The organism is Pseudaestuariivita atlantica (genome assembly GCF_001205715.1).
Classification (GTDB): domain Bacteria; phylum Pseudomonadota; class Alphaproteobacteria; order Rhodobacterales; family Rhodobacteraceae; genus Pseudaestuariivita; species Pseudaestuariivita atlantica.
In genome coordinates this window covers 440,143-461,334 of the sequence record NZ_AQQZ01000003.1, presented here as the reverse complement: position 1 = coordinate 461,334, position 21,192 = coordinate 440,143, and the positions used below count along the sequence as shown (strand labels likewise).

Genomic DNA, 21,192 nt, shown 5'->3' with positions numbered 1-21,192 from the left:
CCCGCCCCCCGAAATCCTTGCGCCGGCCATCGGCCGAAAAGCGCCTGCCGTTACTGGACGCGCGTCCAGGTCTGCTTCTTGCAGATCGGGCCGACACAGCCCGAAACTTTCAGCGTGTTGCCCGACAGCGACATTTTCGAGCGATAGACCTTGTCGGTCGAGGGCTGCCAGATCTTGCCGCTCTTGTACGAACCGCCGCCCTGCGGGACCATGTCCCAGACAAGGTTCTTGCCCTTGTTCTCGGTCGCGAACTCGCCGCTCGAATTGAACGCGCGCAGGATCGAGCCGCAGATCTTGGATCCGCACTGCACCATCTTGATGTGGGCATAGTTGCCGTCGTCCACCTGCGTCTTCCAGATGCCGAGGACCGGGTCTGCCGCCATCGCGGTGCTGGCGCTCATTGCAAGGGCGGCTACCGCCATCCAAACTTTCTTCATATCCATTCCTCCCTTGAGTGGTGGCCCGCACGCTGCGTCATGGCAGGCGCGCAAATCAAGAATGACGTCGGGTCGCGTTGCATCCCGACGCCACGTCTGGCAAAGCGCCGCCGACCCCGAACCGGAGAGCGCCCCATGATCCTCTATCCCGCGATTGACCTGAAGGACGGGCAGGCCGTGCGCCTTGTGCATGGCGAAATGGACAGCGCCACCGTGTTCAACGACGATCCCGCCGCGCAGGCCCGCGCCTTCGTCGATGCCGGGTGCGAATGGCTGCACCTCGTCGACCTGAACGGCGCCTTCGCAGGCGAGCCGGTCAACGCCGCCCCGGTCGAGGCGATCCTCGCCGCCTGCCCGGTGCCCGCGCAACTGGGCGGCGGTATCCGCGACATGGCCACGATCGCGCGCTGGATCGAGAAGGGCCTCGCCCGCGTCATCCTCGGCACCGTCGCGGTCGAGAACCCCGACCTCGTGCGCGAGGCCGCCCGCGCCTTCCCCGGCAAGGTCGCCGTCGGGATCGACGCCCGCCATGGCCGCGTCGCGACCAAGGGCTGGGCGGAAGAGACCGACGTGCAGGCGACCGACCTCGCCCGGTCCTTCGAGGACGCGGGCGTGGCCGCGATCATCTATACCGACATCACCCGCGACGGCGCGATGAAGGGACCGAACGTGCCCGCGACTGCCGACCTGGCCCGCGCGGTCGACATCCCGGTCATCGCCTCGGGCGGGGTGTCGTCCATCGACGACCTCATCGCGCTGCGCGATTGCGGGGCCGACCTGGACGGGGCGATCTCGGGCCGCGCGCTGTATGACGGGGCCATCGACCTTGCCGCGGCGCTTGCCGCCCTGCGCGGTTAAGAGGTGCGCGGCACCAGCCGGTTGACGTGGCCCATCTTGCGGCCCGCCTTGACCTCGGCCTTGCCGTAAAGGTGCACGCCCGCCTTGGGGTCCGCGATCAGGTCGGGCAGGCGGTCCATGTCGTCGCCGATCAGGTTCTCCATCACCACGTCGGCATGGCGTGACCCGTCCGCCAAAGGCAGACCCGCCACGGCGCGGATATGTTGCTCGAACTGGTCGGTGACGCAGCCGTTCTGCGTCCAGTGGCCGGAATTGTGGACCCGTGGTGCGATCTCGTTCACCACCAGCCCCGCGGGCGTCACGAACAATTCCACCCCCATCACGCCCACGTAATCGAGCGCGTTGAGGATACGGCCCGCCAGCAGCACCGCATCAGTGCGCTGCGCTGTGCTGAGTGTCGCGGGCACCGTGGTCGTGCGCAGGATGCCGCCCTCATGCACGTTCTCGCCCGGATCGAAACAGGCGACCTCCCCCGACACGCCCCGCGCCGCGATCACGGACACTTCCCGCTCGAAATCGACAAAACCTTCAAGGATCGCGGGTGCGCCCTGCATGTCGGCCAGCGCCCCGGCGGCGTCGCCCGGCTCCATGATCCGCGCCTGCCCCTTGCCGTCATACCCGAAGCGGCGGGTCTTCAGGATCGCGGGCGTCCCGATCCGGGCAATCGCGGCCTCTAGCGCCGCGCCATCCGGCACGTCCGCGAAGGGCGCGACCGACAGGCCGAGACCTTCAAGGAATTCCTTCTCCACCAGCCGATCCTGGCTGACCCGCAGCGCCTCCCGCCCCGGACGGATCGGTTTGACCGCGTCCAGCGCATCAAGTGCCGAGGTCGGGATGTTCTCGAACTCGTAGGTGATGACGTCGACGGCCTCGGCGAAGCGCGCCAGCGCCTCGGTATCGTCGTAGGACGCCTTGAAATGGAAATTGGCGACGTGGCTCGCCGGGCAATCGCCGCCCGGTTCGAAAATGCAGGTCTTGTAGCCAAGGCGCGAGGCCGCGACCGACAGCATTCGCCCCAACTGGCCGCCGCCGAGGATGCCGATGACCGATCCGGGGGGCAGGGGGCTTGCGTCACTCATCGCGCGGCTCCTCGGGGATCGAGGCCGTCAGCGCCGCGCGCCACGCATCGACGCGCGCGGCAAGGTCGGCATCGTTCATCGCCAGCATCTGCGCCGCCATCAGGCCCGCATTGGCCGCCCCCGCCGCGCCGATCGCCATGGTGGCCACGGGATAGCCGCGCGGCATCTGCAGGATGGAATAAAGCGAATCGACACCCGACAGCGCCCGCGTCTGGACCGGCACGCCGATCACCGGCACGCGGGTTTTCGACGCCATCATCCCCGGCAGGTGCGCCGCGCCGCCCGCGCCCGCGATGATGACCTTCAGGCCCCGGTCGACCGCCGTTCGGCCATACTCCCACAACCGGTCCGGCGTGCGGTGGGCCGACACGATTCGCGTCTCGTACCCCACGCCCAATTCGTCGAGGATGTCGGCCGCTTCCTTCATCGTGGCCCAATCCGATTGCGACCCCATGATGATGCCGGTGGTGATGCCCATTGCCGCCCCCTTGGATAGAGCGGCGCACTATAGCCGCGACTTGGTTCTCTGCAATGACTTAGCACGTGTTCGGCGTCCGTCGCCCCCCCGTCGTCGGTTCGCGCCACACCATCACGGTCATGTGTTTCACTACCTCAGGGGTTGAATTTCGCGCAACCTGCGTCCCTTATCGGCGCAGAGGGAAGAGTTTGTGAGTGAACGAGGGGGCCGCCGATGAATTCGCAGGCTCAGGTGGTGACGAACCGGGACGTGGCAATGGACGCAGCGATGCATGCGATCCTGTCTGCCGTGTCGACCGGTGCGTGGCCTCTCGGCATGCGCTTCATCAAAGCCCTCGACGCGTTTGACGCCCTGCTCGGTTTCCGGCGCAGCGCCCTTGTCCACATCGCGCCCGGCTGCACTCCGGTGCTGGTCGGTCATGCCCGCGACGCCACTCTCGAAAGCGCCTTCGCCAAGGACGTCTGCCGGGTCCAGTCAATCCTCTCCCGCTCGGGTGAGAACGGCGTCATCCGGTCGGCCCTGTCAGCAGGCGACGACATCGTGCTGAACGACGTGAACACCGACCTGCGCTACATCGCCGGCGACGCCCATTCCTCGTCCGAGGCCTGCCTCGTCGTGGACATGCCGAACGACGCGTCCCTCGCCTTCAATGTCGAATGTCGGCACCGCAACGCGTTCAACACCGAAGAGGTCGATTTCCTCAAATCCCTCGCCGACCTGTTCGCGATGGCGCTGTTCCGCGACCACCCGGACCCGTCCGACCAGCCCGCGATGCTGACCCGGCAGTACCTGACCCTGTCCTGACGGTCAGGGGACGGGTCGCGGTCAGGCGATGATGTCGGGGGTCAGCCGGTCCTCGATCAACGCGATCCGGTCCTTCAGCGCCAGTTTCTTCTTCTTCAGGCGCTGGATCGTCAGCTGGTCGCGGCCCATGTCCTGCAGCGCGCGGATCGCCTCGTCGAGGTCGCGGTGCTCCTGCCGGAACACTTCAAGCTCGACGCGCAGCACGTCCTCGCATTTCATCGACAGGTCGGATGGGGCGTTCATGGGCAGGCTCTGTTCCGGGTTCGGACCCCGAATGTAGCGCAGCAGGGGCGCGCCGTTAAGCCCTTGCGTCACCCGCCGCCGCTCCCCATATTCGATGCAACGGGTCGCCTGAACGGGGCCCGGACAGGACTGTCGCTTGTGGATTGAGGACGTGTCGATGACCAAACTGACCCTGGGGACCCATCCCCACATGCTTGGGTTTGAACAGCTGGAACGCCTGCTGGAACGCAGCGCGAAATCCGGCAACGAAGGCTACCCGCCCTACAATATCGAACAGACGTCGGACCTGTCCTACAGGATCACGCTCGCCGTGGCCGGTTTCGCCGAAACCGACCTGTCGATCACGGTCGAGGATCGCCAGCTGGTGATCCGTGGCCGCCAGGCCGACGACGGTGAAGGACGCGTGTTCCTGCACCGCGGAATCGCCGCGCGCCAGTTTCAACGGACCTTTGTGCTGGCTGACGGCGTTGAGGTGGGTGAAGCCGTGATGGAAAACGGCCTGCTGCATGTCGATCTGACCAAGGCGCAGCCGGAGACCATCGTTCAGACGATCAAGATCAACAAAGGGTAAGTTCATGGATATCAAGCAGAACCACGACGCCTTCGATGGCCCGAACAACATCGTCTATGTCCGCCCCGTGGACGTGGCAGAATTGCCTGCCGAAATCCGTCCGCAGGCGATGGGCGCCAAGACGATCTATGCCGTGCACAATGCCGAGGGCGAGCGCCTTGCGCTGGTGAAAGACCGCCATCTGGCCTTCGTCCTCGCACGTCAGAACGACATGGCCCCGGTAACCGTTCACTGATCGGGTGAAGGGCGCGGCACCCTGCGCCCCGCCCATGCAAATCCATCGACCCGCGCGAGCAGGCAAAAAACGCCGAACGCGTTTCATTTCGACGCCGTCGGTTAGATGCGATCTTCCACGTGTTCGCTGTCGGGCCCTGGACCGGCGACCCGACGCTGTTTTCCGGGCCGTTTATCTCTCAATCCCGCAAAAGATGCGGTCCGAGTGCATGTGACTGCCAAATCGCCGGGCCTGGGGAGGGCCCGACGATGCGCGGCGGGCTAAAGCCCTTGATTCCGCGCAGGATAACAAGCCAAATCGAGCGCGATTGGCCCGCTGTATCACGAGATTTCACCTCCACCGGGCTGGACCCCGCGCGCCCTCCATGCTCCCCTCGACCAGCAACGAAGGGGAGTACACCATGTCCTACAAGGTCGACTGGGTCGATGCCTTCACCGACCGGCCGTTCGGCGGCAATGGCTGTGCGGTGGTGCATGACGCGGGCGCGCTCGACGACGCCACCTGCATGGCCTTCGTACGGGAAACCTCGCTGGTGGAATGCACCTTCACCGAACATTCGGACGTGGCTGACCTCAAGGTGCGGTACTTCCTCGCCTCCCGCGAAATCCCCTTTGCCGGGCATCCCACCATCGCCACCGTCGCCGCCTGCCTGCATCGCGGCGTCCTGACGGGTGACTGCTCGCTGGAAACCGGCGCGGGGCTTGTGGCGATCACCGTCGCCGATGGCTGGATCACCATGATGCAGGTCGCACCCACCTTCGGGGCCGAGGTGCCGGCAGCGCGCGTCGCGGCACTTGTGGGCCTGCAACCGGGCGACATCGTCGGCCAGCCGCAATTCACCTCCACCGGTCTGCCCTTCTGCATCACGCTCGTGCGCTCGCTGGAGGCGCTGAGGCGGGCCGGGCTTCGGCCCGACGAAGCCCCCGCCTATGCCCGCGACTTCGCGGGCGGCGCGGCGGACATGTGCGAACCCTACCTCGTCACGCTCGACGGGACGGGCCGGGGGGACACGTTCTCACGTCTCCTGATGCTGCCACCCTCGCCGCCGGAAGACCCCTTCACCGGCTCGGCCACCGGCGCGGCGGCGGCCTATCTCTGGCACCACGGCCTGATCGACACCCCGCGCTACACCGCCGCGCAGGGCCACGACCTCGGCCGCCCCGGCACCGCGCGTGTCGAGGTGCTGGGCCCGCCCGACGCCATCACCGGCGTCCGCGTCACGGGGCAGGGGCACGTGCTGATGTCGGGTGATCTGCACCTTTGACACCGACACATGCCGCTTGAACGTGCAGTGCGATGACGTACTCTTTGCCCGTTCGAGTCGAAAGAGTTTCCCTATGACGCACGGATTTCTGCACCGCCTTTTCTTGATTTCTGCCCTCCTGCTGGGGACTTCGCAGGCCACAGCAATGGAGTTTTGCAACCAGTCGGGCAGCAAGGTCCGCGTCGCCATCCACTGGAGCGGCGGGCTCAACTTCGGCACGTCGGGCCAGTTCAGTAGCTGGACGGCACTGCCCTCGGGGCGCTGCATGCGGCGTGGCGCGGGCAACGGGCGCGAGGAATTCATCGTGCTGGTGCAGGAATCGGGCTGGATCCGATGGAACACGCTGACGCCCTCGAACCGCCGCGTGGTGCGGCGCAACCAGAATGTCGGCTATGACGGCTATTCCCTGAAACCTTCGCAAAGCTTCCTTTGCGCACACCCCAAGGAAGACCGACGCGGCCGCCGCCGCTACATCGATGCGCGCGATGCGTCGAAAACGACGTGCCCAAGCGGCGAACAGGTCTACAAGAACCTGTTCGTTTACAGCTCCCAGTTCCTGCGCGGCACCCGCCACGGCACCGTGATCCTGACGGCGGACCAGGTGGTCTTGCGCTGACGCCCCGTTCCCCTAGACCTTGGGGTATCCGCAAAAGCGCGAGGGGCGCCCATGTTCAGCCTGTCACAGCTCGAAGCCGCGCACGGTCTTGTCCAGACCGTGGTTCCGCCCACCCCGTCCCGCAACTGGCCGCTCCTGTCGCAACGGCTGGGCACCGACCTGATCGTGAAGCACGAGAACCACGCCCCCACCGGCGCCTTCAAGGTGCGCGGCGGCGTGACCTTCATGCACTGGCTGAAACAGGCCCATCCCGACAAGCGCGGCATCGTCACCGCCACGCGCGGCAATCACGGGCAAAGCCAGGCGCTGGCCGCCACGGCGGCGGGGTTCGAGGCGCATATCTACGCCCCGCGCGGCAACTCGGTGGAGAAGAACGCCGCGATGCGGGCTTTCGGTGCGGAACTGCACGAACACGGCGACGATTTCGACGAGGCGCGGGTCGAAGCAGACCGCGCCGCCCGCGAACAGGGTCTTTACTTCGTGCCCTCCTTCCACCCCGAACTGGTGCGTGGCGTCGCCACCTACGGGCTGGAACTGTTCACCGATCACCCCGATCTCGACGTGGTCTACGTCCCCATCGGCCTCGGCTCCGGCATCTGCGGCACCATCGCCGCCCGCGACGCGCTGGGCCTGAAGACCGAAATCGTGGGCGTCGTGGCCGAGGCGGCGAACGCCGCCAAACGCTCGGTCGAGGCGGGACGCATCGTGGAGACCAACGCCGCGCGCAGCTTTGCCGACGGCATGGCGGTGCGCATCCCCTCGCAAGAGGCGTTCGCCATGTACCGCACCGGCGCCTCCCGGATCGAAGAGGTGAGCGAGGACCAGATCGCCGCCGCCATGCGCACCCTGTTCGAGACGACCCACAACGTCGCCGAAGGCGCGGGCGCGGCGGCGCTGGCCTGCGCCATGGCCGAGAAAGAGCAGCTTTCGGGCCGCAAGGTCGGCATCATCCTGTCCGGCGGCAACGTCGACACCGATGTCTTCGCCACCGTCCTCGGCGGCGCGACGCCCCGCGTCTAGGTCAGACCGTGGGCGTGCCCGCGTTCGCCGCGCGCCGCAACCGGCGCCGCCGCGCCAGCATGTTCAGCGCCTCGACAAAGGCGGCAAAGGCCATCGCGGTATAGATGTATCCCTTCGGCACGTGCCGCCCGAACCCGTCGGCGATCAGCACCATCCCGATCATCAGCAGGAAGGCCAGGGCCAGCATCACCACCGTCGGGTTGGCCTGCACGAACCGCATCACCGGGCCCGAGGCCAGCAGCATGAAGGCGACCGCGATCACCACCGCCGTCACCATGATCGGCAGGTGATCGGTCATCCCCACCGCCGTCAGGATCGAGTCGATGGAAAAGACGAGGTCGAGCGCCACGATCTGCACCAGCGCCGCGCCGAACGTGGCCGAGGCCGCCGCCGTCACGCCGTTCGCGCCGGTATCTGGGTGCAGCTTGTGGCGGATCTCGCTCACCGCCTTCCATGTCAGGAACACCCCGCCCGCGATCAGGATCAGGTCACGCCAGCTGAACGCCGTTTCGAACGTGGGTTCGCCATGCGCGCCGGGCTTGCCGGTGATGCCGAGGTCGAAAACGGGCGTCGTCAACTGCACGATCCACGCGATCCCGGCCAGAAGCGCCAGCCGCATCACCAGCGCCAGCCCGATGCCCAGCTTGCGCACCGTGTCCTGTTGCGCTTGCGGTACCTTGGCCGCGACGATCGAGATGAAGATCAGGTTGTCGATCCCCAGCACGATTTCCAGTGTCACCAGCGCGGCGAGTGCCGCCCATGCTTCGGGGGAGGAGAGAAGCTCGATCATCGGTCTGCCTCTTTTGACATATGCTGCCGCCCCAACGCCGGGCCGGGACGCGGGTTCCGTCAGGCCGGTTGCAGGACCCGGCCCTCGGCCACCGTGGTGCAGGGCCGCGCGGTGTGATCCGGCGGCGACAAGCGGGCGAGGTCGGGGATCATCGCGCGCGCCTCTTCCAGCGCGGCGACCGCGCCCGCCTCGGTCGCGGCGGCGAACAGGCTCTCGCTCGCCAGCCCGCAGGTGGTGACGATGTGATGGGCGTCGAACAGCAAGTGCACGTACCGGACCCGCGCCCGCGGTGCCGCGCGCACGCTGTCGCCGTTCACAAGCGCCTTCGCCGGAACCAGCACCTCGTCCTGCCCGAACAGCAGTTCCGCCTGCCAGCCCGTCACCAGCACCCGGTGCTGGGGAGAGACCTCGACCCGCGCGGTCGCGCCAAGCGCGCCGGGCTCAAAGGCGATGGGAGTGTTCGCGCCGGTCCCGTCCACCCACGCACCGCCGACCCAGCGCAGGGTCTGCACGCCGCCGTCGCGGGTGCAGACGGGATCGCCGGGCTGCAACGTCTCGATCGGGCGGGGGCCGTCGGGTGTGTCCACCGGCGTGCCGGCGACGAAACAGGCGATGCCGGTGTCGCCCGCGCCGATCGTATCGTAGGTCAGGGTGGTCGGGTTGGGCTGGTTGAACTGCAGCGTCGTGGTGGTGGAGTTCGGACCCACCAGCACCGGCAGGTTGGTCGACACCGCCCCCGCCGCCACGCCGTCAAGCGCGGTGATGTTCTGCGTGCCGCCGCCGATATCGTAGAAATCGATCACCGTGCCCGGCACGGTCGACGTGTTCGTCAGCGCGAAGGCTTCGTAGTTGTTGGCGCTGCCACCATCGGGATCGGTCAGCTGGATCGGGAACGTGTCGGCGGAAATGACATAAACGGTTTCGCCGTTGTCGGGATCGACGGTTACCCGCACGCCGGGCGTGTCGAGCGTGATCTCGAACCCGACCGTGCCGTTGGCCTGGTAGAACGAGACGGTGAAGTCTTCCGGCGCCTCGTTGTTGCCAAGCGCAACTTCGAGGAATTCGGCAATGCCGGAATTCCGCGCATAGGCGTTCGAGTAGTGAAGTTCACTGATCCGCGCCATGCGCGTGCTGCCCCGATGTCGTTTCTTGTCTTTTTGAAGGCGGAGTAGCGGCGAATTGTGGCAAGAATAGGGAAAGGTCCGGTTAACACCCGCTAATCGGCGAAAAACGCGCAATAAAAAAGGCCGCGTCCCCGTGGGGCGCGGCCTTTGGCTGTATCAGGAGCCGGCGCTGCCGGTTCAGGCGGGCAGGGCGCCCTTGGCCTGGTCCACGATCGCGCCGAACGCGTCGGGCTCGTGCACGGCGAGGTCGGCCAGCACCTTGCGGTCCACCTCGATCCCGGCAAGCGCCAGGCCGTTGATGAAGCGCGAATAGGTCAGGCTTTCGTCATGCGCGCGCACGGCGGCGTTGATGCGCTGGATCCACAGCGCGCGGAACGAGCGCTTGCGGTTCTTGCGGTCGCGCGTGGCGTACTGGTTGGCCTTGTCGACAGCCTGTGCCGCCACCTTGAAGGTGTTCTTGCGGCGGCCGTAGTACCCTTTGGCCTGATCGGTGATCTTCTTGTGACGGGCGTGGGTAACGGTCCCACCTTTGACGCGTGCCATGTGTCAGACCTCCTTAGCGTGCGTAGGGCATCATCGGCTTGATGATCTGCTCATCAGCCTTCGACAGCGTGGTCGTGCCGCGCGCATCGCGCAGGAACTTGTTGGAGCGTTTGATCATGCCGTGGCGTTTGCCGGCCTGACCCGCCTTGACCCGGCCCTTGGCCGTGATCTTGAACCGCTTCTTGCAGCTCGATTTCGTCTTCATCTTGGGCATTTCCGTCTCCATCTCTGGTCGTGTGCGCGCGACTCGGCAATGCCACATCGGCCGGCCGCGCGGTTAGAAGCGCTGCTATAGGCGGCGATGGCCATCCGGGCAAGAGGAAATGTCGGGGGCTGGAAAGCCATCGCGGCGTAGATCAAGAGTGACCGTCCGGCGCGCATCCGTTGCCCGTTCGAACTAGACCCCGCGCGGAATCAAGGGCTTCAGCCCGCCGCGCATCGACGGGCCGCCCCCACGGCACGTCGATTTGGTGGGGCTGGGAGCGTCGCTGGAGCGGCGCAAGGACGTGGCAACGATAAACCTCCCAGCAGACCCGTCAGATCGACGCACCGCGGCCCGTCTGCGACCACACCGCTATGCCCCAGCGCGGAATCAAGGGCTTCAGCCCGCCGCGCATCCGTCGCCCGGCAGTCGATTTTTCCATGAAAAATCGATGAGAGGGGACGGGCCGCCCCTACGGCACGTCGATTTGGCGGGGCTGGGTGCGTCGCTGGAGCGGAGTGCGGGGTTGGCAGGGATAAAGTGAGTAGCGGACCGGGTGGATCGACGCGCCGCGGCCCGTCCGCAACCAAACAGCTTTGCCCCAGCGCGGAATCAAGGGCTTCAGCCCGCCGCGCTTCGACCCACCACGGCCCGTCTGCAGCGACCGGCCTTACCCGATCAGCTGGGCCACCACCTTCACGAACACGTCCGGGATCTGTTCCAGCGTGTACCCGCCCGGTTTCGTCGCCAGCGCGTAGGCGACCAGTCCGCCCGCGATCAGCACGGTGATCGCCGCCACCCGTGGCGCGCGTGCTTCGCTCAGGGCGGACACGATGGCCGGGATCGAGAACGCCCCGACCACGAGGCCGATCACAAGGGCAAGGTCGGGTTCAAGCGTCACGGTCACACACCTCCTGCAAAGTCGTGCAGACGCTACTCCGGATCGTCGGCGAAAATCAAACGCTCGTCGCAGGGGGCGACCCGCAGGATGTTGGTGGTGCCGGTCATGTTGAAGGGCACGCCCGCCGTCACCACGATCTGGTCCTCGGGCCCGGCATAGCCGCCCGACCGCGCCGCGCGCGCCGCCGTGACCACCGCCATCTTGAACCGTTCCAGCTCTCCGGCCATCACGCAATTGGTGCCCCATGTCAGGGCCAGCCGCCGCGCCGTTCCGCGTTGCGAGCTGAGCGCGAGGATCGGCACCCATGGCCGTTCGCGCGCCACCAGCAGGGCCGTCGCGCCCGACTGGGTGTAACAGCAGATCGCCTTGATATGCGTCGCCTCGGCGATCTCGCGCGCGGCGGCGACGATGCCATCGGCCACGGTCGAGCGTTTGACGTTGCGCGACGCCTCGATCACCTCGCGGTAGGTCGGGTCGTTCTCTACCTCGACGGCGACGTTGTTCATCGTCGTGACCGCCTCGACCGGGTAATGACCTGCCGCCGATTCCGCCGACAGCATGATCGCGTCCGCCCCTTCATAGATGGCGCCCGACACGTCCGACACCTCGGCGCGGGTGGGCATCGGGCTTTCGATCATCGATTCCAGCATCTGGGTCGCCACGATCACCGGCTTGGCCGCCGCCCGGCACTTGCGCACCAGCCGCTTCTGGATCGGCGGCACGTTCTGCACCGGCAACTCGACGCCCAGGTCGCCGCGCGCCACCATGATCCCGTCGGATGCGGCGAGGATTTCCTCGAACTTCTCGACCGCCGCGGGTTTCTCGATCTTCGACATGATCGCCGCGCGCCCGCCTGCGAGCGCCCGCGCTTCCTGCACGTCCTCGGCCCGCTGCACGAAACTCAGCGCCAGCCAGTCGACGCCCAGCTGCAGCACGAATTCCAGGTCGGTGCGGTCCTTCTCGCTCAGCGCGGCAAGGGGCAGCACCACGTCCGGCACGTTCACGCCCTTGTTGTTGGAAATCTCGCCGCCTGCGATCACCTCGCAATTGGCGTAATCGGGCCCGCATTCCAGCACCTTCAGCCGGATCTTGCCGTCATTGACCAGCAGCGCATTGCCCGGCTCCATCACCTCGAAAATCTCGGGGTGTGGCAGTTGCACGCGGGTCGCGTCGCCGGGCGCATCGTCGAGGTCCAGCCGGAACTTCGCCCCGTCCTCAAGCTCCTCGGAACCGTTGGCAAAGGTGCCCACGCGCAGCTTGGGCCCCTGAAGGTCGGCAAGGATCGCGATGGGAGAGCCCACATCCGCCTCGATCTGGCGGATGATCCCGTGGCGTTCGGCGATCTCTTCATGCGAGCCGTGGCTCATGTTGAGCCGGAACACGTCCGCGCCCGCCTCGTGCAGCGCGCGGATCATCTTGTAATCGCTCGATGCGGGACCAAGGGTTGCGACGATCTTGACGTTTCGGTTGCGTCTCATGGGTCGGACCTCCGGGCGTGGCTTCGAACATTCATGCCGCCGCGTCAACTGTCCGGTCACGGGGCCGCGCCGGCCCGGCAGGACTGTTACCGCTAACGCATTCGCGGGTCTTATTGCCTATTTCCGGTGACCCTTCAACACGCTAACAGGGGCGCGGGTCAGGACTTGGGGTCAATGTCACATCAACCGTATAAAATCCTCGGGGCAGAGCGCGGTGGCCGCTGGGTGGTGTCCTGCGATCACGCGACCAACACGGTGCCGCCGGGGATCGGCCCGCTGGGCCTGCCGGAGGCCGACATGCAGCGCCACATCGCCTATGACATCGGCGCCGCGGGCCTGACCCGCCATCTGGCCGCTGCGCTGGAGGCACCTGCCGTCCTGTCCGACTTCTCTCGCCTCGTGATCGATCCGAACCGGGGGGAGGATGATCCGACCCTTCTGATGCGGCTCTATGACGGCACAATCATCCCCGGCAACCGCCACGCCGACGCAGCAGAGGTCTCGCGGCGGCTTGATCTGCTCCACCGGCCCTATCACGCGGCGCTGGGCGGGGTGATGGCGGACCGGGACGATCCGGTGCTGGTGGCCGTGCACTCCTTCACGCCTCGCCTGAACGGGCGCGCGCCCCGGCCTTGGCAGGTGGGCATCCTGTCGGCGTGGGACCGGCGGCTGTCCGATCCGGTGATCGACGCCTTGCGCGCCCAACCCGACCTGTGCGTGGGCGATAACGAGCCCTACGTGGGCCACCTGCCGGGCGACGCGGTGCACCGCCACGCGCTGAAACCCGGTCACCACAACATCCTGATCGAGGTGCGGCAGGACCTGATCGCCGATTCCGATGGCCAGCGCGCATGGGCCGACCGTCTTGCGCCCGTGCTGCAAGCAGCCCTGCCCGTGGCCGACGCCGCCCGCACCTGACGCCCCTTGCCGCCGCGCCCTGCGTGGCCCACTTCTGTGGCAACTCATCCCTTGCCCGAACGAAAGGCCCCTCCCATGGACGACGCCACCCGCATCCAGATCGAAGCCGCCGCCTTCCGCCGCCTGCAACAGCACCTGATGCAGGACCGCACGGACGTGCAGAACATCGACATGATGAACCAGTCGGGCTTTTGCCGGAACTGTCTCAGCCGCTGGATGCAGGAAGCCGCTGCCGAACGCGGGATCGAGATCGACAAGATGGATGCGCGCGAGATTTTCTATGGCATGCCCTTCGACGAGTGGAAGGCGCGCTATCAGACCGAGGCATCTGCTGACCAGCAGCGCGATTTCGAACGCGCCGCCGCCATCGCCCACGCCGCCGACCAGGACGGGGAGGACGGCGGCGAGTGATCTGACGCCGCCCGCCGCGCCTTTCCCACCTGTTGCGTATCGGCATCTTCCCGCGTGACCGAAAAGTTTGTTCTTTCCTGAACAAACATTTTCTGCAATACGTTCACGCGTGAACAAACTTCGAGTCGCCCGATGCCCGGCAGCGCCGCCATCATCACCGATGAAGAGGACCGCCTCTTCCGCCTCCTGCGCCAGCTTGATCGCGCGCCGGAAGCGTCGCAGCGCGCCACGGCCGAAGCGATCGGCCTGTCGCTGGGACGTCTGAACGCGGAACTGCGCAGCGCCACCGATGCGGGCTTCATCCGGGTCACCGACCGCAACAGTTCTGACCGGCGGCAACGCTATGCCTATTCGCTCACGCTCAAGGGCGCGGCGGAAAAGGCCCGTCTGACCGACCGGTTCCTCGCCCGCAAATTCGCCGAGTACGACGCGCTTCACGCCGAACTGACCGGCTCCCACTCACATCTCATTCCCGTCAAGCATAGGACCAATCTGATGCAGAATAACCTGGCCCCCATCCCCGAACTGTACGTGTCGTACGACAGCGCGCAGAAGCTGAAGGTCGAAGCGGCCGATCTTGTCAGCTGGGACCTGACCCCGCGCCAGATCTGTGACCTCGAACTCCTGATGAACGGCGGCTTCAACCCGCTGAAGGGCTTCCTGACCGAAGAGGATTACGACAGCGTCGTCGACACGATGCGCCTCAAGGACGGCTCGCTCTGGCCGATGCCGATCACGCTCGACGTGAACGAGGATTTCGCGCAAAGCCTCGAAATCGGGCAGGACATCGCTCTGCGCGACCAGGAAGGCGTGATCCTCGGCACCATGACGGTCACCGACCGCTGGGAGCCGAACAAGTCGAAGGAAGCCGAGAAGGTGTTCGGCGCCGACGACCTCGCCCACCCGGCGGTCAACTACCTGCACAACACGGCGGGCAAGATCTATCTTGGCGGCCCGGTCACCGGCATCCAGCAACCCGTGCACTACGATTTCCGCGGCTCGCGCGAAACGCCGAACGAGTTGCGCGCCTATTTCCGCAAGCTGGGCTGGCGCAAGGTCGTCGCGTTCCAGACGCGCAACCCGCTGCACCGCGCGCACCAGGAACTGACCTTCCGCGCCGCGCGCGAAGCACAGGCCAACCTGCTGATCCACCCCGTTGTCGGCATGACCAAACCGGGCGACGTCGATCACTTCACCCGCGTGCGCTGCTACGAAGCCGTGCTCGACAAGTACCCGGCCTCGACCACGCACATGTCGCTTCTGAACCTCGCCATGCGCATGGCCGGCCCGCGCGAGGCGGTCTGGCACGGCCTGATCCGCGCCAACCACGGCTGCACCCACTTCATCGTCGGCCGCGACCACGCCGGCCCCGGCAAGAACTCCGCCGGTGAGGATTTCTACGGCCCCTATGACGCGCAGGACCTCTTCCGCGAGCACCAGGACGAAATCGGCATCGAAATGGTCGACTTCAAGCACATGGTCTACGTGCAGGAACGCGCCCAGTACGAACCCGCGGACGAGATCAAGGACAAGGACAGCGTCACCATCCTGAACATCTCGGGCACGGAACTGCGCCGCCGCCTTGCCGAGGGTCTGGAAATCCCCGAATGGTTCTCCTTCCCCGAAGTGGTCAAGGAACTGCGCCGCACCCGTCCGCCCCGGTCGCAACAGGGCTTCACCGTCTTCTTCACCGGCTTCTCCGGCTCGGGCAAATCGACCATCGCCAACGCGCTCATGGTCAAGCTGATGGAGATGGGCGGCCGCCCCGTGACACTGCTCGACGGTGATATCGTGCGGAAGAACCTGTCGTCGGAACTCGGCTTCTCGAAAGAGCACCGCGACCTCAACATCCGCCGCATCGGCTATGTCGCGTCCGAGATCACCAAGAACGGCGGCATCGCCATCTGCGCGCCCATCGCGCCCTATTCCACCACCCGCCGCGCGGTGCGCGAGGATATCGAGGCCTACGGCGCTTTCGTCGAAGTGCACGTCGCCACCTCGATCGAGGAATGCGAACGGCGCGACCGCAAGGGCCTCTACAAGCTCGCCCGCGAAGGCAAGATCAAGGAGTTCACGGGCATCTCCGATCCCTACGACGTGCCGGAAAACCCCGAACTGCGCGTCGAGACCGAGAACGTGGATGTCGACAACTGCGCGCACCAGGTGATCCTCAAGCTGGAAAGCATGGGCCTGATCGCCGCCAACTGACCCTCCAAAGGCCCTGCGCATCCGCGCGGGGCCTTTTTCTTTGCCGATGCTGACCGTCTGCCTTTCCACCATTCCGCCGCGCCACGCGGGCCTCGCCCCGGTGCTGGCGAGCCTGCGCGCGCAGGACACCGCGCCCGACCGCATCATCGTCAGCTGGTGCCGCCGCTACGCGCGCTTCCCCGGCACCTTTGGCCCGCCGCCCGTCCCGCCGGGTATCGAACTCCACGAGGCCAAAGACCTCGGCCCCCTGACCAAGCTCGCCCCGCTCCCCGTACTGACGGGCGACGTGATCTGGTGCGATGACGATTGCCTCTATGGCCCCGGCTGGATCACCGCGCTGCTGGCCGCTCGGGGGGAGGCAGCGGTCGTCGCCGCCTCCACCTTCCCGGTGCGCCGCCTGCGGGTGGCGTCAGGTGACCCGGTCGCGCAGGGGTTTGCCGGGGTGCTTGCGCCGACTAGCGTGCTGGAGGGTGTACTGACTGCGCCCGAGGATGCGCGCTGGGCCGATGACGTCTGGATCAGCGGTGTTCTGGCAGCGCGCGGGGTGCAGGTGGTCACCGCACCCGCCGCACGGGCCGAGGTCGCGCCGCAAGCCGCCCCCGTCCCCCTGCAAACCGGCACCAACCGGGCCGCCGTCAACCAGGCGGCGGTCACGGCCATCCGCGACCACTTCGGCATCTGGCCCGCCGCCTAGTCCGGCAGGGCCTGCCGGATCAGCGCCGCGATCCGGGCCGATCCAAGTTGTGACGGATGCACGCGGTCGGGATCGTAATGCGCCGGGTTCGCGGGATCGATCACCGCGGCCATGTCCACCGTCGACATCTGCGGCAGGGCCCGCGCCAGTTTCGCGATCCGCGCCTCCATAATGTCGATCTCGTCGGCGCAGGGGCTGAACGGGCCGCCGCCATGTGGGCTGTCGTAGTAATAGGCCCAGACCACCCGGTTGCCCCGCCGCAACATCGAGGCGACCATTGCCGGGATCTCGCCCCTGCGTCCATCGGCCGAGATCAACCCGTCCAGCACCTCGGCGCAGGCGCGGCAACTGCATTCGGCGGCAAGGTCGTTCGCGCCGCCGTCCAGCACCACGATCGCGTCCCGCGCCCGGCGCACCTGCCGGCGGATGTCCCGCGCGGCGACCTGCGCCAGCGCCGGCGCGCTGATCCGCGCGCCCGAGCGGGAGACGTCGGTCACGTCCTTCACGCCGAATTCCTGCAACCGGTCCGCCACCGACCCGCCCGCCGCCCGGTTCCAAGCCATCACGCTATCACCCGCGACGATCACGGTCTGCGCGGGCGCAAGCGCGGGGGTCAGAAAAAGGAACAGGCAGGTCAGAAGGCGGGTCATCGCGCTCTCCATCCGTTGGGGGCAAAGGGCCAGCGCCACCATGCCTTGTGATAGCCGTTGATGATCCAGTCGAGCGGCGTGTAGCGCACCAGCAGGTACCACAGCCCGAAGGCCGCGATCATCCCGCCCGCGCTCGCCCCCGCAATGGCCCAGCCCTGCGGCACCTCCGCCTCGATCAGCAGGGCCGAGAACAGGAGCGTCGGGTAAAGGTGGAAGAGGTAGACGGGGTAAGACGCGTCAACCAGCCACGCGATCCAGCGCCGTGGCTGCCGGACCAGAGCCTGCGCCATCCCGATCAGGCCAAAGGTCCACGCCCATGTCGTCAGCCCCGACAGGGGCGCCATGGCCAGCGCGTTCGGGTCCGACCCCAGCAGCAGGAACATGGTGACAAACGCGGCCATTCCGACGCCGAGCAGCGTGATCCAGACGATGCGCCGGGCCAACCGCTCCACCACCCCGCGCGCGTGGTAGAGCAAAAGCCCGGTCACGAAATAGGCAGCGTAAAGCAGGAAACCCTGCCAGACGAAATCATCGGCGCGCAGCGGGATCACGTGCCAGAACCCGTTGATCCGCGCCGTCGCCGCGACGATGAAGACGGCCAGCGCCACGGGCAGCATCGCGCGGGCGGGCAGGGCGGGGGTCGTGACCCCCAGCGCGCCCAGCCCGACGCGGGCGGCGCAGAACAGCGCCAGGAACCACAGGAACCACAGGTGGTCGAGCGTCAGGACGCTGCGTTGCAGGACAAGGCCAAGCACGGTCACGAAGACCAAGAGCGTCAGCGCGATCCGCGTGGCCCGGTCCCGCGCGAAATGCCACAGCCCCCGCCGCGCGATCACCAGTTCCGCGAAGAACCCGGCAAGCACGAAGAAAAGCGGCATCCGCCAGACATGGATCCACAGCGTTGCCGCCCATGTCGCGGGCGCGGTGGGTGGCGGGGTGACGCGGGCCTCGGGCAGGACCTTGGGAATGATCTCGGGCGCCTGGAAGAGGAGCATGGCGTGCAGGACGACACCCAGAAGCATCGCCACGCCGCGCAAGAGGTCCAGACCGTGATACCGCACAACGCCTCCTGCGCCGGATGGGCCATCTGCTCGGTTCCGGGGGTGAAACTGTGCAGTCTGTACAATCTGGTCGGGTTGCCGCGAATTTCCAAGTCTTGCGCTTGGCCCCCGGTGTGATACCTCGCTGGCACGTCAAACGGGGGTCGGCATGGACGATCTGAAGGCAAAGTATCTCGAACTGATCGGCGCGGCAGGCGACGAGGCGCAGCTGGAAGAGCTGCGCGTGAAGGCCGTGGGCAAAAAGGGCGAGATCAGCCTCAAGATGCGTGAACTGGGCAAGATGACGCCCGAGGAGCGGCAGGTCGCGGGCCCCGCGCTGAACGCGCTGAAGGACGAGATCAACGCTGCCCTTGCCGCCAAGAAGGCGGGGCTGGCGGATGCGGCGCTGGACGCGCGGCTGGCCAAGGAGTGGCTGGACGTGACCCTGCCGGGCCGCCCGCGCCCGCAAGGCACCGTGCACCCGATCGCGCAAGCCACTGAAGAGATTACCGCAATTTTCGCCGAGATGGGCTTTGCCGTGGCCGAAGGCCCGCAGGTCGACAGCGACTGGTACAACTTCGACGCGCTGAACATCCCCGGCCACCACCCCGCGCGGGCCGAGATGGACACGTTCTACATGCACCGCGAAGAGGGCGACAACCGCCCGCCGCACGTGCTGCGCACCCATACCTCGCCCGTGCAGATCCGGCACATGGAAGCGCATGGCGCGCCCTGCCGCATCATCGCGCCCGGCCGCGTCTACCGCGCCGATTACGACCAGACCCACACGCCCATGTTCCACCAGGTCGAGGGGCTGGCGATCGACCGCGACATCTCGATGGCGAACCTCAAGTGGTGCCTCGAGGAATTCGCCGCCGCCTTCTTCGAGGTCGACCAGATCGAGGTCCGCTTCCGCGCCAGCCACTTCCCGTTCACCGAACCGTCGGCGGAAATCGATTTCCGCTGCTCGTGGCAGGACGGGACGCTGAAGCTGGGCGAGGGCGATGACTGGCTCGAAGCGGGCGGGTCCGGCATGGTGCACCCCAACGTGCTGCAGAATGCGGGCATCGACCCGAACGAATGGCAGGGCTTTGCCTTTGGCCTCGGGATCGACCGGCTGGCGATGCTGAAATACGGCATCCCCGACCTGCGCGCCTTCTTCGAATCCGATCTGCGCTGGCTGAAGCATTACGGTTTCGTGCCGCTGGACGTGCCGACGCTGCATGGGGGGCTGAGCCGGTAGGCCGAGACGCGGCCAACGGCCTTCCTTGCGCGGCGTTTTGGTCCTAGGCTCGCCGGAAAACGCAAGGGGTTGAAGATGTTGAAGTGGATTTTGGCAGGATGCACCGCCACAGCCGGGTTGACCGGCGTGGCGCTGGCGGACGAGGTCTGGACCTCGAACCAGGGCGACATCGTTTATGTCGGGGACAACAACAACGACGCGATCTTTGCCTTTACCTATTACAACGGCCAGGACGCGGCGATCATCCTGCCGGGGTTCACCCGCCAGTGGGATTACCGGCACACCAACCTCGGCGTCTGGATTTCCCAGGTCGGCAATGCCTGCGACAGCGAGATGGTGCATGCCTCGGGCGTGCGCGGCACCTCGTGGGGCAAGGTCAAGATCGAATGGGCCAAGACCACCGGGCCGTCCGATTTCGTGCTGACCACCGGCGATTGCGAGGCCGAGCCGACCGTGAAGCTGTGGGCCAAGGCCAAGTAGCGCGACGCTGACGCGGTTGTGAGTGGGGTCGCGCCTGCCGCGCCGCTACAACCGGGGCATGCGCCTGATTCTGTTGTTCCTTTTGTGCCTGCCCTCGCTTGCGATAGCCGAGCGTTGCACCGGCCAGACCCCCTGCGAGATCCCCGAAGGGTCTTACCACGTGCGCGAGCCGGACGGCTGGGACGGCACCTCGCCCCTGCCGGTCCTGCTGCATTTCCACGGCTGGCAGCGTCAGGGCACGCTGATCGTCAACCACGCGCGCATCGCGGGCCATACCCGCCGTCGCGGCGTGCTGCTGGTCGCGCCGAACGGGCCGGGGCGCAGCTGGGACTGGTGGAACCGCGACACCGCCAACATCGCGCTGGGCCGCGCGGTGCTGGAGGACGTGAAGGCGCGCTACCCGGTCGACACGGACCGCATCTATGTGTCGGGCTATTCCTGGGGCGGGTCGATGGCGTGGCGGTTCGTCTGCGCCGATGGCGCGGACGTGGCGGCGCTGCTGTCGATCTCGGGCACGATCGACCAGGACGAGGACTGCGCGACCGCCCCGCGCGAGGTGCGTCACGTGCACGGCCTGTCGGACACCGTCATGCCCTATCCCACCGGGCCGGGCGGGGACGAGATGGAGCCGGTGGCGCTGTGGCGCCGGGCCTTCGGATGCGGCGCGGCGATGCGCGAGGGAACGTGGCAGGCCGTCCCGTGGCTGCGGCTGGAGCGGTTCGCGTGGGAGGATTGCGCGACCGGCCGCGTGACGCTCGACCAGCATGGCGGCGGGCATTTCATCCCGCATGGCTGGATCGGCTGGCAGCTGGACCAGCTGATGGGACGCGAGCCGCGTTATCCCTGACCGGCGCGCGGGCGGCACCTGCGGGACGCTCCGCGGGAGGTATTTCGGAACCAGAGAA

The 21,192-nt window shown here is 66.9% G+C and carries 26 protein-coding genes; 14 read left to right on the top strand and 12 right to left on the bottom strand.

From position 1 onward, the window contains the following. Positions 1 to 50: 50 nt before the first annotated feature. Positions 51 to 437 carry a DUF2147 domain-containing protein gene (locus ATO11_RS08930; protein WP_050530627.1) on the bottom strand — a complete coding sequence of 129 codons (387 nt, stop codon included), beginning with the start codon at positions 435 to 437 and terminating at the stop codon, positions 51 to 53. Positions 438 to 572: 135 nt separating this feature from the next. Between ATO11_RS08930 and hisA the strand changes: the two genes are divergently transcribed. Beyond that, entirely contained in the window at positions 573 to 1,295 is a 723-nt protein-coding gene (gene hisA, locus ATO11_RS08925) for a 1-(5-phosphoribosyl)-5-[(5-phosphoribosylamino)methylideneamino]imidazole-4-carboxamide isomerase (protein ID WP_050530472.1), read from the top strand. On the opposite strand, the gene ATO11_RS08920 is transcribed toward hisA, so the two are convergent. Both ATO11_RS08920 and purE read right to left on the bottom strand, forming a co-directional pair. Then, positions 1,292 to 2,374: a 5-(carboxyamino)imidazole ribonucleotide synthase gene (locus ATO11_RS08920; protein ID WP_050530471.1), complete on the bottom strand. Its 1,083-nt coding sequence runs from the start codon at positions 2,372 to 2,374 to the stop codon at positions 1,292 to 1,294. The genes hisA and ATO11_RS08920 overlap by 4 nt on opposite strands. Beyond that, on the bottom strand, positions 2,367 to 2,852 hold the full coding sequence (gene purE, locus ATO11_RS08915) for a 5-(carboxyamino)imidazole ribonucleotide mutase (protein WP_050530470.1): 486 nt from the start codon (positions 2,850 to 2,852) through the stop codon (positions 2,367 to 2,369). The genes ATO11_RS08920 and purE overlap by 8 nt, the downstream gene beginning before the upstream one ends. A gap of 213 nt (positions 2,853 to 3,065) precedes the next feature. Between purE and ATO11_RS08910 the strand changes: the two genes are divergently transcribed. Next, positions 3,066 to 3,656 carry a GAF domain-containing protein gene (locus ATO11_RS08910; RefSeq protein WP_050530469.1) on the top strand — a complete coding sequence of 197 codons (591 nt, stop codon included), beginning with the start codon at positions 3,066 to 3,068 and terminating at the stop codon, positions 3,654 to 3,656. Positions 3,657 to 3,677: 21 nt separating this feature from the next. Here the strand turns inward: ATO11_RS08910 and ATO11_RS08905 are convergent, their stop codons facing one another. After that, on the bottom strand, positions 3,678 to 3,899 hold the full coding sequence (locus ATO11_RS08905; RefSeq protein ID WP_050530468.1) for a YdcH family protein: 222 nt from the start codon (positions 3,897 to 3,899) through the stop codon (positions 3,678 to 3,680). 157 nt (positions 3,900 to 4,056) lie between these two features. Between ATO11_RS08905 and ATO11_RS08900 the strand changes: the two genes are divergently transcribed. The 5 genes from ATO11_RS08900 (at position 4,057) to ATO11_RS08880 (ending at position 7,605) form a co-directional block, all read left to right on the top strand. Then, positions 4,057 to 4,470: an Hsp20 family protein gene (locus ATO11_RS08900; RefSeq protein WP_050530467.1), complete on the top strand. Its 414-nt coding sequence runs from the start codon at positions 4,057 to 4,059 to the stop codon at positions 4,468 to 4,470. A 4-nt stretch (positions 4,471 to 4,474) separates the two neighbouring features. Next, positions 4,475 to 4,705 carry a DUF1150 family protein gene (locus ATO11_RS08895; RefSeq protein WP_050530466.1) on the top strand — a complete coding sequence of 77 codons (231 nt, stop codon included), beginning with the start codon at positions 4,475 to 4,477 and terminating at the stop codon, positions 4,703 to 4,705. 364 nt (positions 4,706 to 5,069) lie between these two features. Further along, positions 5,070 to 5,969, top strand: coding sequence for a PhzF family phenazine biosynthesis protein (locus ATO11_RS08890; RefSeq protein WP_423212705.1), 900 nt, complete (start codon positions 5,070 to 5,072; stop codon positions 5,967 to 5,969). A 145-nt stretch (positions 5,970 to 6,114) separates the two neighbouring features. After that, positions 6,115 to 6,585 (top strand): hypothetical protein, encoded by a 471-nt coding sequence (locus ATO11_RS08885; RefSeq protein ID WP_050530465.1) that lies wholly within the window; start codon positions 6,115 to 6,117, stop codon positions 6,583 to 6,585. Positions 6,586 to 6,636: 51 nt separating this feature from the next. Further along, positions 6,637 to 7,605, top strand: coding sequence for a threonine dehydratase (locus ATO11_RS08880; RefSeq protein WP_050530464.1), 969 nt, complete (start codon positions 6,637 to 6,639; stop codon positions 7,603 to 7,605). A gap of 1 nt (position 7,606) precedes the next feature. Here the strand turns inward: ATO11_RS08880 and ATO11_RS08875 are convergent, their stop codons facing one another. The 6 genes from ATO11_RS08875 to pyk all read right to left on the bottom strand — a co-directional run bounded on the left by ATO11_RS08875 (position 7,607) and on the right by pyk (position 12,643). Further along, a complete protein-coding gene (locus ATO11_RS08875; RefSeq protein WP_050530463.1) occupies positions 7,607 to 8,395 on the bottom strand; it encodes a TerC family protein in 789 nt (262 codons plus the stop codon). A gap of 59 nt (positions 8,396 to 8,454) precedes the next feature. Next, a complete protein-coding gene (locus ATO11_RS08870; RefSeq protein WP_050530462.1) occupies positions 8,455 to 9,519 on the bottom strand; it encodes a Hint domain-containing protein in 1,065 nt (354 codons plus the stop codon). A 177-nt stretch (positions 9,520 to 9,696) separates the two neighbouring features. Then, on the bottom strand, positions 9,697 to 10,062 hold the full coding sequence (gene rplT / locus ATO11_RS08865; RefSeq protein WP_050530461.1) for a 50S ribosomal protein L20: 366 nt from the start codon (positions 10,060 to 10,062) through the stop codon (positions 9,697 to 9,699). A 13-nt stretch (positions 10,063 to 10,075) separates the two neighbouring features. Next, positions 10,076 to 10,276, bottom strand: a complete 201-nt coding sequence (rpmI, locus tag ATO11_RS08860) for a 50S ribosomal protein L35 (protein WP_050530625.1) — start codon at positions 10,274 to 10,276, stop codon at positions 10,076 to 10,078. Positions 10,277 to 10,934: 658 nt separating this feature from the next. Next, entirely contained in the window at positions 10,935 to 11,165 is a 231-nt protein-coding gene (locus tag ATO11_RS08855) for a hypothetical protein (protein ID WP_050530624.1), read from the bottom strand. 32 nt (positions 11,166 to 11,197) lie between these two features. Next, positions 11,198 to 12,643 carry a pyruvate kinase gene (gene pyk, locus ATO11_RS08850; RefSeq protein WP_050530460.1) on the bottom strand — a complete coding sequence of 482 codons (1,446 nt, stop codon included), beginning with the start codon at positions 12,641 to 12,643 and terminating at the stop codon, positions 11,198 to 11,200. A 174-nt stretch (positions 12,644 to 12,817) separates the two neighbouring features. Here pyk and ATO11_RS08845 point away from each other — a divergent pair, with 174 nt between their 5' ends. The 4 genes from ATO11_RS08845 to ATO11_RS08830 all read left to right on the top strand — a co-directional run bounded on the left by ATO11_RS08845 (position 12,818) and on the right by ATO11_RS08830 (position 16,874). After that, positions 12,818 to 13,561: an N-formylglutamate amidohydrolase gene (locus ATO11_RS08845; RefSeq protein WP_050530459.1), complete on the top strand. Its 744-nt coding sequence runs from the start codon at positions 12,818 to 12,820 to the stop codon at positions 13,559 to 13,561. 75 nt (positions 13,562 to 13,636) lie between these two features. After that, positions 13,637 to 13,972 (top strand): DUF1244 domain-containing protein, encoded by a 336-nt coding sequence (locus ATO11_RS08840; protein WP_050530458.1) that lies wholly within the window; start codon positions 13,637 to 13,639, stop codon positions 13,970 to 13,972. A 132-nt stretch (positions 13,973 to 14,104) separates the two neighbouring features. Next, positions 14,105 to 16,180 carry a bifunctional sulfate adenylyltransferase/adenylylsulfate kinase gene (locus ATO11_RS08835; protein ID WP_050530457.1) on the top strand — a complete coding sequence of 692 codons (2,076 nt, stop codon included), beginning with the start codon at positions 14,105 to 14,107 and terminating at the stop codon, positions 16,178 to 16,180. Positions 16,181 to 16,226: 46 nt separating this feature from the next. Further along, positions 16,227 to 16,874: a glycosyltransferase family A protein gene (locus tag ATO11_RS08830; RefSeq protein ID WP_050530456.1), complete on the top strand. Its 648-nt coding sequence runs from the start codon at positions 16,227 to 16,229 to the stop codon at positions 16,872 to 16,874. Here ATO11_RS08830 and ATO11_RS08825 read toward each other — a convergent pair. Together ATO11_RS08825 and ATO11_RS08820 are read right to left on the bottom strand one after the other, a co-directional pair. Then, positions 16,871 to 17,524, bottom strand: a complete 654-nt coding sequence (locus tag ATO11_RS08825) for an SGNH/GDSL hydrolase family protein (RefSeq protein ID WP_165586944.1) — start codon at positions 17,522 to 17,524, stop codon at positions 16,871 to 16,873. The two genes, ATO11_RS08830 and ATO11_RS08825, sit on opposite strands and share 4 nt — an antisense overlap. Beyond that, a complete protein-coding gene (locus tag ATO11_RS08820; RefSeq protein WP_050530454.1) occupies positions 17,521 to 18,585 on the bottom strand; it encodes an acyltransferase family protein in 1,065 nt (354 codons plus the stop codon). The genes ATO11_RS08825 and ATO11_RS08820 overlap by 4 nt, the downstream gene beginning before the upstream one ends. 148 nt (positions 18,586 to 18,733) lie before the next feature. Between ATO11_RS08820 and pheS the strand changes: the two genes are divergently transcribed. The 3 genes from pheS (at position 18,734) to ATO11_RS08805 (ending at position 21,134) form a co-directional block, all read left to right on the top strand. After that, the gene (gene pheS / locus ATO11_RS08815) at positions 18,734 to 19,807 is read left to right on the top strand and encodes a phenylalanine--tRNA ligase subunit alpha (RefSeq protein ID WP_050530453.1); all 1,074 of its coding nucleotides are present in this window, start codon (positions 18,734 to 18,736) and stop codon (positions 19,805 to 19,807) included. 75 nt (positions 19,808 to 19,882) lie between these two features. Then, the gene (locus ATO11_RS08810; protein ID WP_134643090.1) at positions 19,883 to 20,287 is read left to right on the top strand and encodes a hypothetical protein; all 405 of its coding nucleotides are present in this window, start codon (positions 19,883 to 19,885) and stop codon (positions 20,285 to 20,287) included. A gap of 58 nt (positions 20,288 to 20,345) precedes the next feature. Beyond that, positions 20,346 to 21,134: a CE1 family esterase gene (locus ATO11_RS08805; protein WP_050530623.1), complete on the top strand. Its 789-nt coding sequence runs from the start codon at positions 20,346 to 20,348 to the stop codon at positions 21,132 to 21,134. Positions 21,135 to 21,192 lie beyond the last annotated feature (58 nt).

What these genes read in the sequence shown, in the direction of transcription:
- ATO11_RS08930 (WP_050530627.1), bottom strand. Translation starts at nt 437, where the DNA reads ATGAAGAAAGTTTGGATGGCGGTAGCCGCCCTTGCAATGAGCGCCAGC.
- hisA (WP_050530472.1), top strand. Translation starts at nt 573, where the DNA reads ATGATCCTCTATCCCGCGATTGACCTGAAGGACGGGCAGGCCGTGCGC.
- ATO11_RS08920 (WP_050530471.1), bottom strand. Translation starts at nt 2,374, where the DNA reads ATGAGTGACGCAAGCCCCCTGCCCCCCGGATCGGTCATCGGCATCCTC.
- purE (WP_050530470.1), bottom strand. Translation starts at nt 2,852, where the DNA reads ATGGGCATCACCACCGGCATCATCATGGGGTCGCAATCGGATTGGGCC.
- ATO11_RS08910 (WP_050530469.1), top strand. Translation starts at nt 3,066, where the DNA reads ATGAATTCGCAGGCTCAGGTGGTGACGAACCGGGACGTGGCAATGGAC.
- ATO11_RS08905 (WP_050530468.1), bottom strand. Translation starts at nt 3,899, where the DNA reads ATGAACGCCCCATCCGACCTGTCGATGAAATGCGAGGACGTGCTGCGC.
- ATO11_RS08900 (WP_050530467.1), top strand. Translation starts at nt 4,057, where the DNA reads ATGACCAAACTGACCCTGGGGACCCATCCCCACATGCTTGGGTTTGAA.
- ATO11_RS08895 (WP_050530466.1), top strand. Translation starts at nt 4,475, where the DNA reads ATGGATATCAAGCAGAACCACGACGCCTTCGATGGCCCGAACAACATC.
- ATO11_RS08890 (WP_423212705.1), top strand. Translation starts at nt 5,070, where the DNA reads ATGCTCCCCTCGACCAGCAACGAAGGGGAGTACACCATGTCCTACAAG.
- ATO11_RS08885 (WP_050530465.1), top strand. Translation starts at nt 6,115, where the DNA reads ATGGAGTTTTGCAACCAGTCGGGCAGCAAGGTCCGCGTCGCCATCCAC.
- ATO11_RS08880 (WP_050530464.1), top strand. Translation starts at nt 6,637, where the DNA reads ATGTTCAGCCTGTCACAGCTCGAAGCCGCGCACGGTCTTGTCCAGACC.
- ATO11_RS08875 (WP_050530463.1), bottom strand. Translation starts at nt 8,395, where the DNA reads ATGATCGAGCTTCTCTCCTCCCCCGAAGCATGGGCGGCACTCGCCGCG.
- ATO11_RS08870 (WP_050530462.1), bottom strand. Translation starts at nt 9,519, where the DNA reads ATGGCGCGGATCAGTGAACTTCACTACTCGAACGCCTATGCGCGGAAT.
- rplT (WP_050530461.1), bottom strand. Translation starts at nt 10,062, where the DNA reads ATGGCACGCGTCAAAGGTGGGACCGTTACCCACGCCCGTCACAAGAAG.
- rpmI (WP_050530625.1), bottom strand. Translation starts at nt 10,276, where the DNA reads ATGCCCAAGATGAAGACGAAATCGAGCTGCAAGAAGCGGTTCAAGATC.
- pyk (WP_050530460.1), bottom strand. Translation starts at nt 12,643, where the DNA reads ATGAGACGCAACCGAAACGTCAAGATCGTCGCAACCCTTGGTCCCGCA.
- ATO11_RS08845 (WP_050530459.1), top strand. Translation starts at nt 12,818, where the DNA reads ATGTCACATCAACCGTATAAAATCCTCGGGGCAGAGCGCGGTGGCCGC.
- ATO11_RS08840 (WP_050530458.1), top strand. Translation starts at nt 13,637, where the DNA reads ATGGACGACGCCACCCGCATCCAGATCGAAGCCGCCGCCTTCCGCCGC.
- ATO11_RS08835 (WP_050530457.1), top strand. Translation starts at nt 14,105, where the DNA reads ATGCCCGGCAGCGCCGCCATCATCACCGATGAAGAGGACCGCCTCTTC.
- ATO11_RS08830 (WP_050530456.1), top strand. Translation starts at nt 16,227, where the DNA reads ATGCTGACCGTCTGCCTTTCCACCATTCCGCCGCGCCACGCGGGCCTC.
- ATO11_RS08825 (WP_165586944.1), bottom strand. Translation starts at nt 17,524, where the DNA reads ATGACCCGCCTTCTGACCTGCCTGTTCCTTTTTCTGACCCCCGCGCTT.
- pheS (WP_050530453.1), top strand. Translation starts at nt 18,734, where the DNA reads ATGGACGATCTGAAGGCAAAGTATCTCGAACTGATCGGCGCGGCAGGC.
- ATO11_RS08810 (WP_134643090.1), top strand. Translation starts at nt 19,883, where the DNA reads ATGTTGAAGTGGATTTTGGCAGGATGCACCGCCACAGCCGGGTTGACC.
- ATO11_RS08805 (WP_050530623.1), top strand. Translation starts at nt 20,346, where the DNA reads ATGCGCCTGATTCTGTTGTTCCTTTTGTGCCTGCCCTCGCTTGCGATA.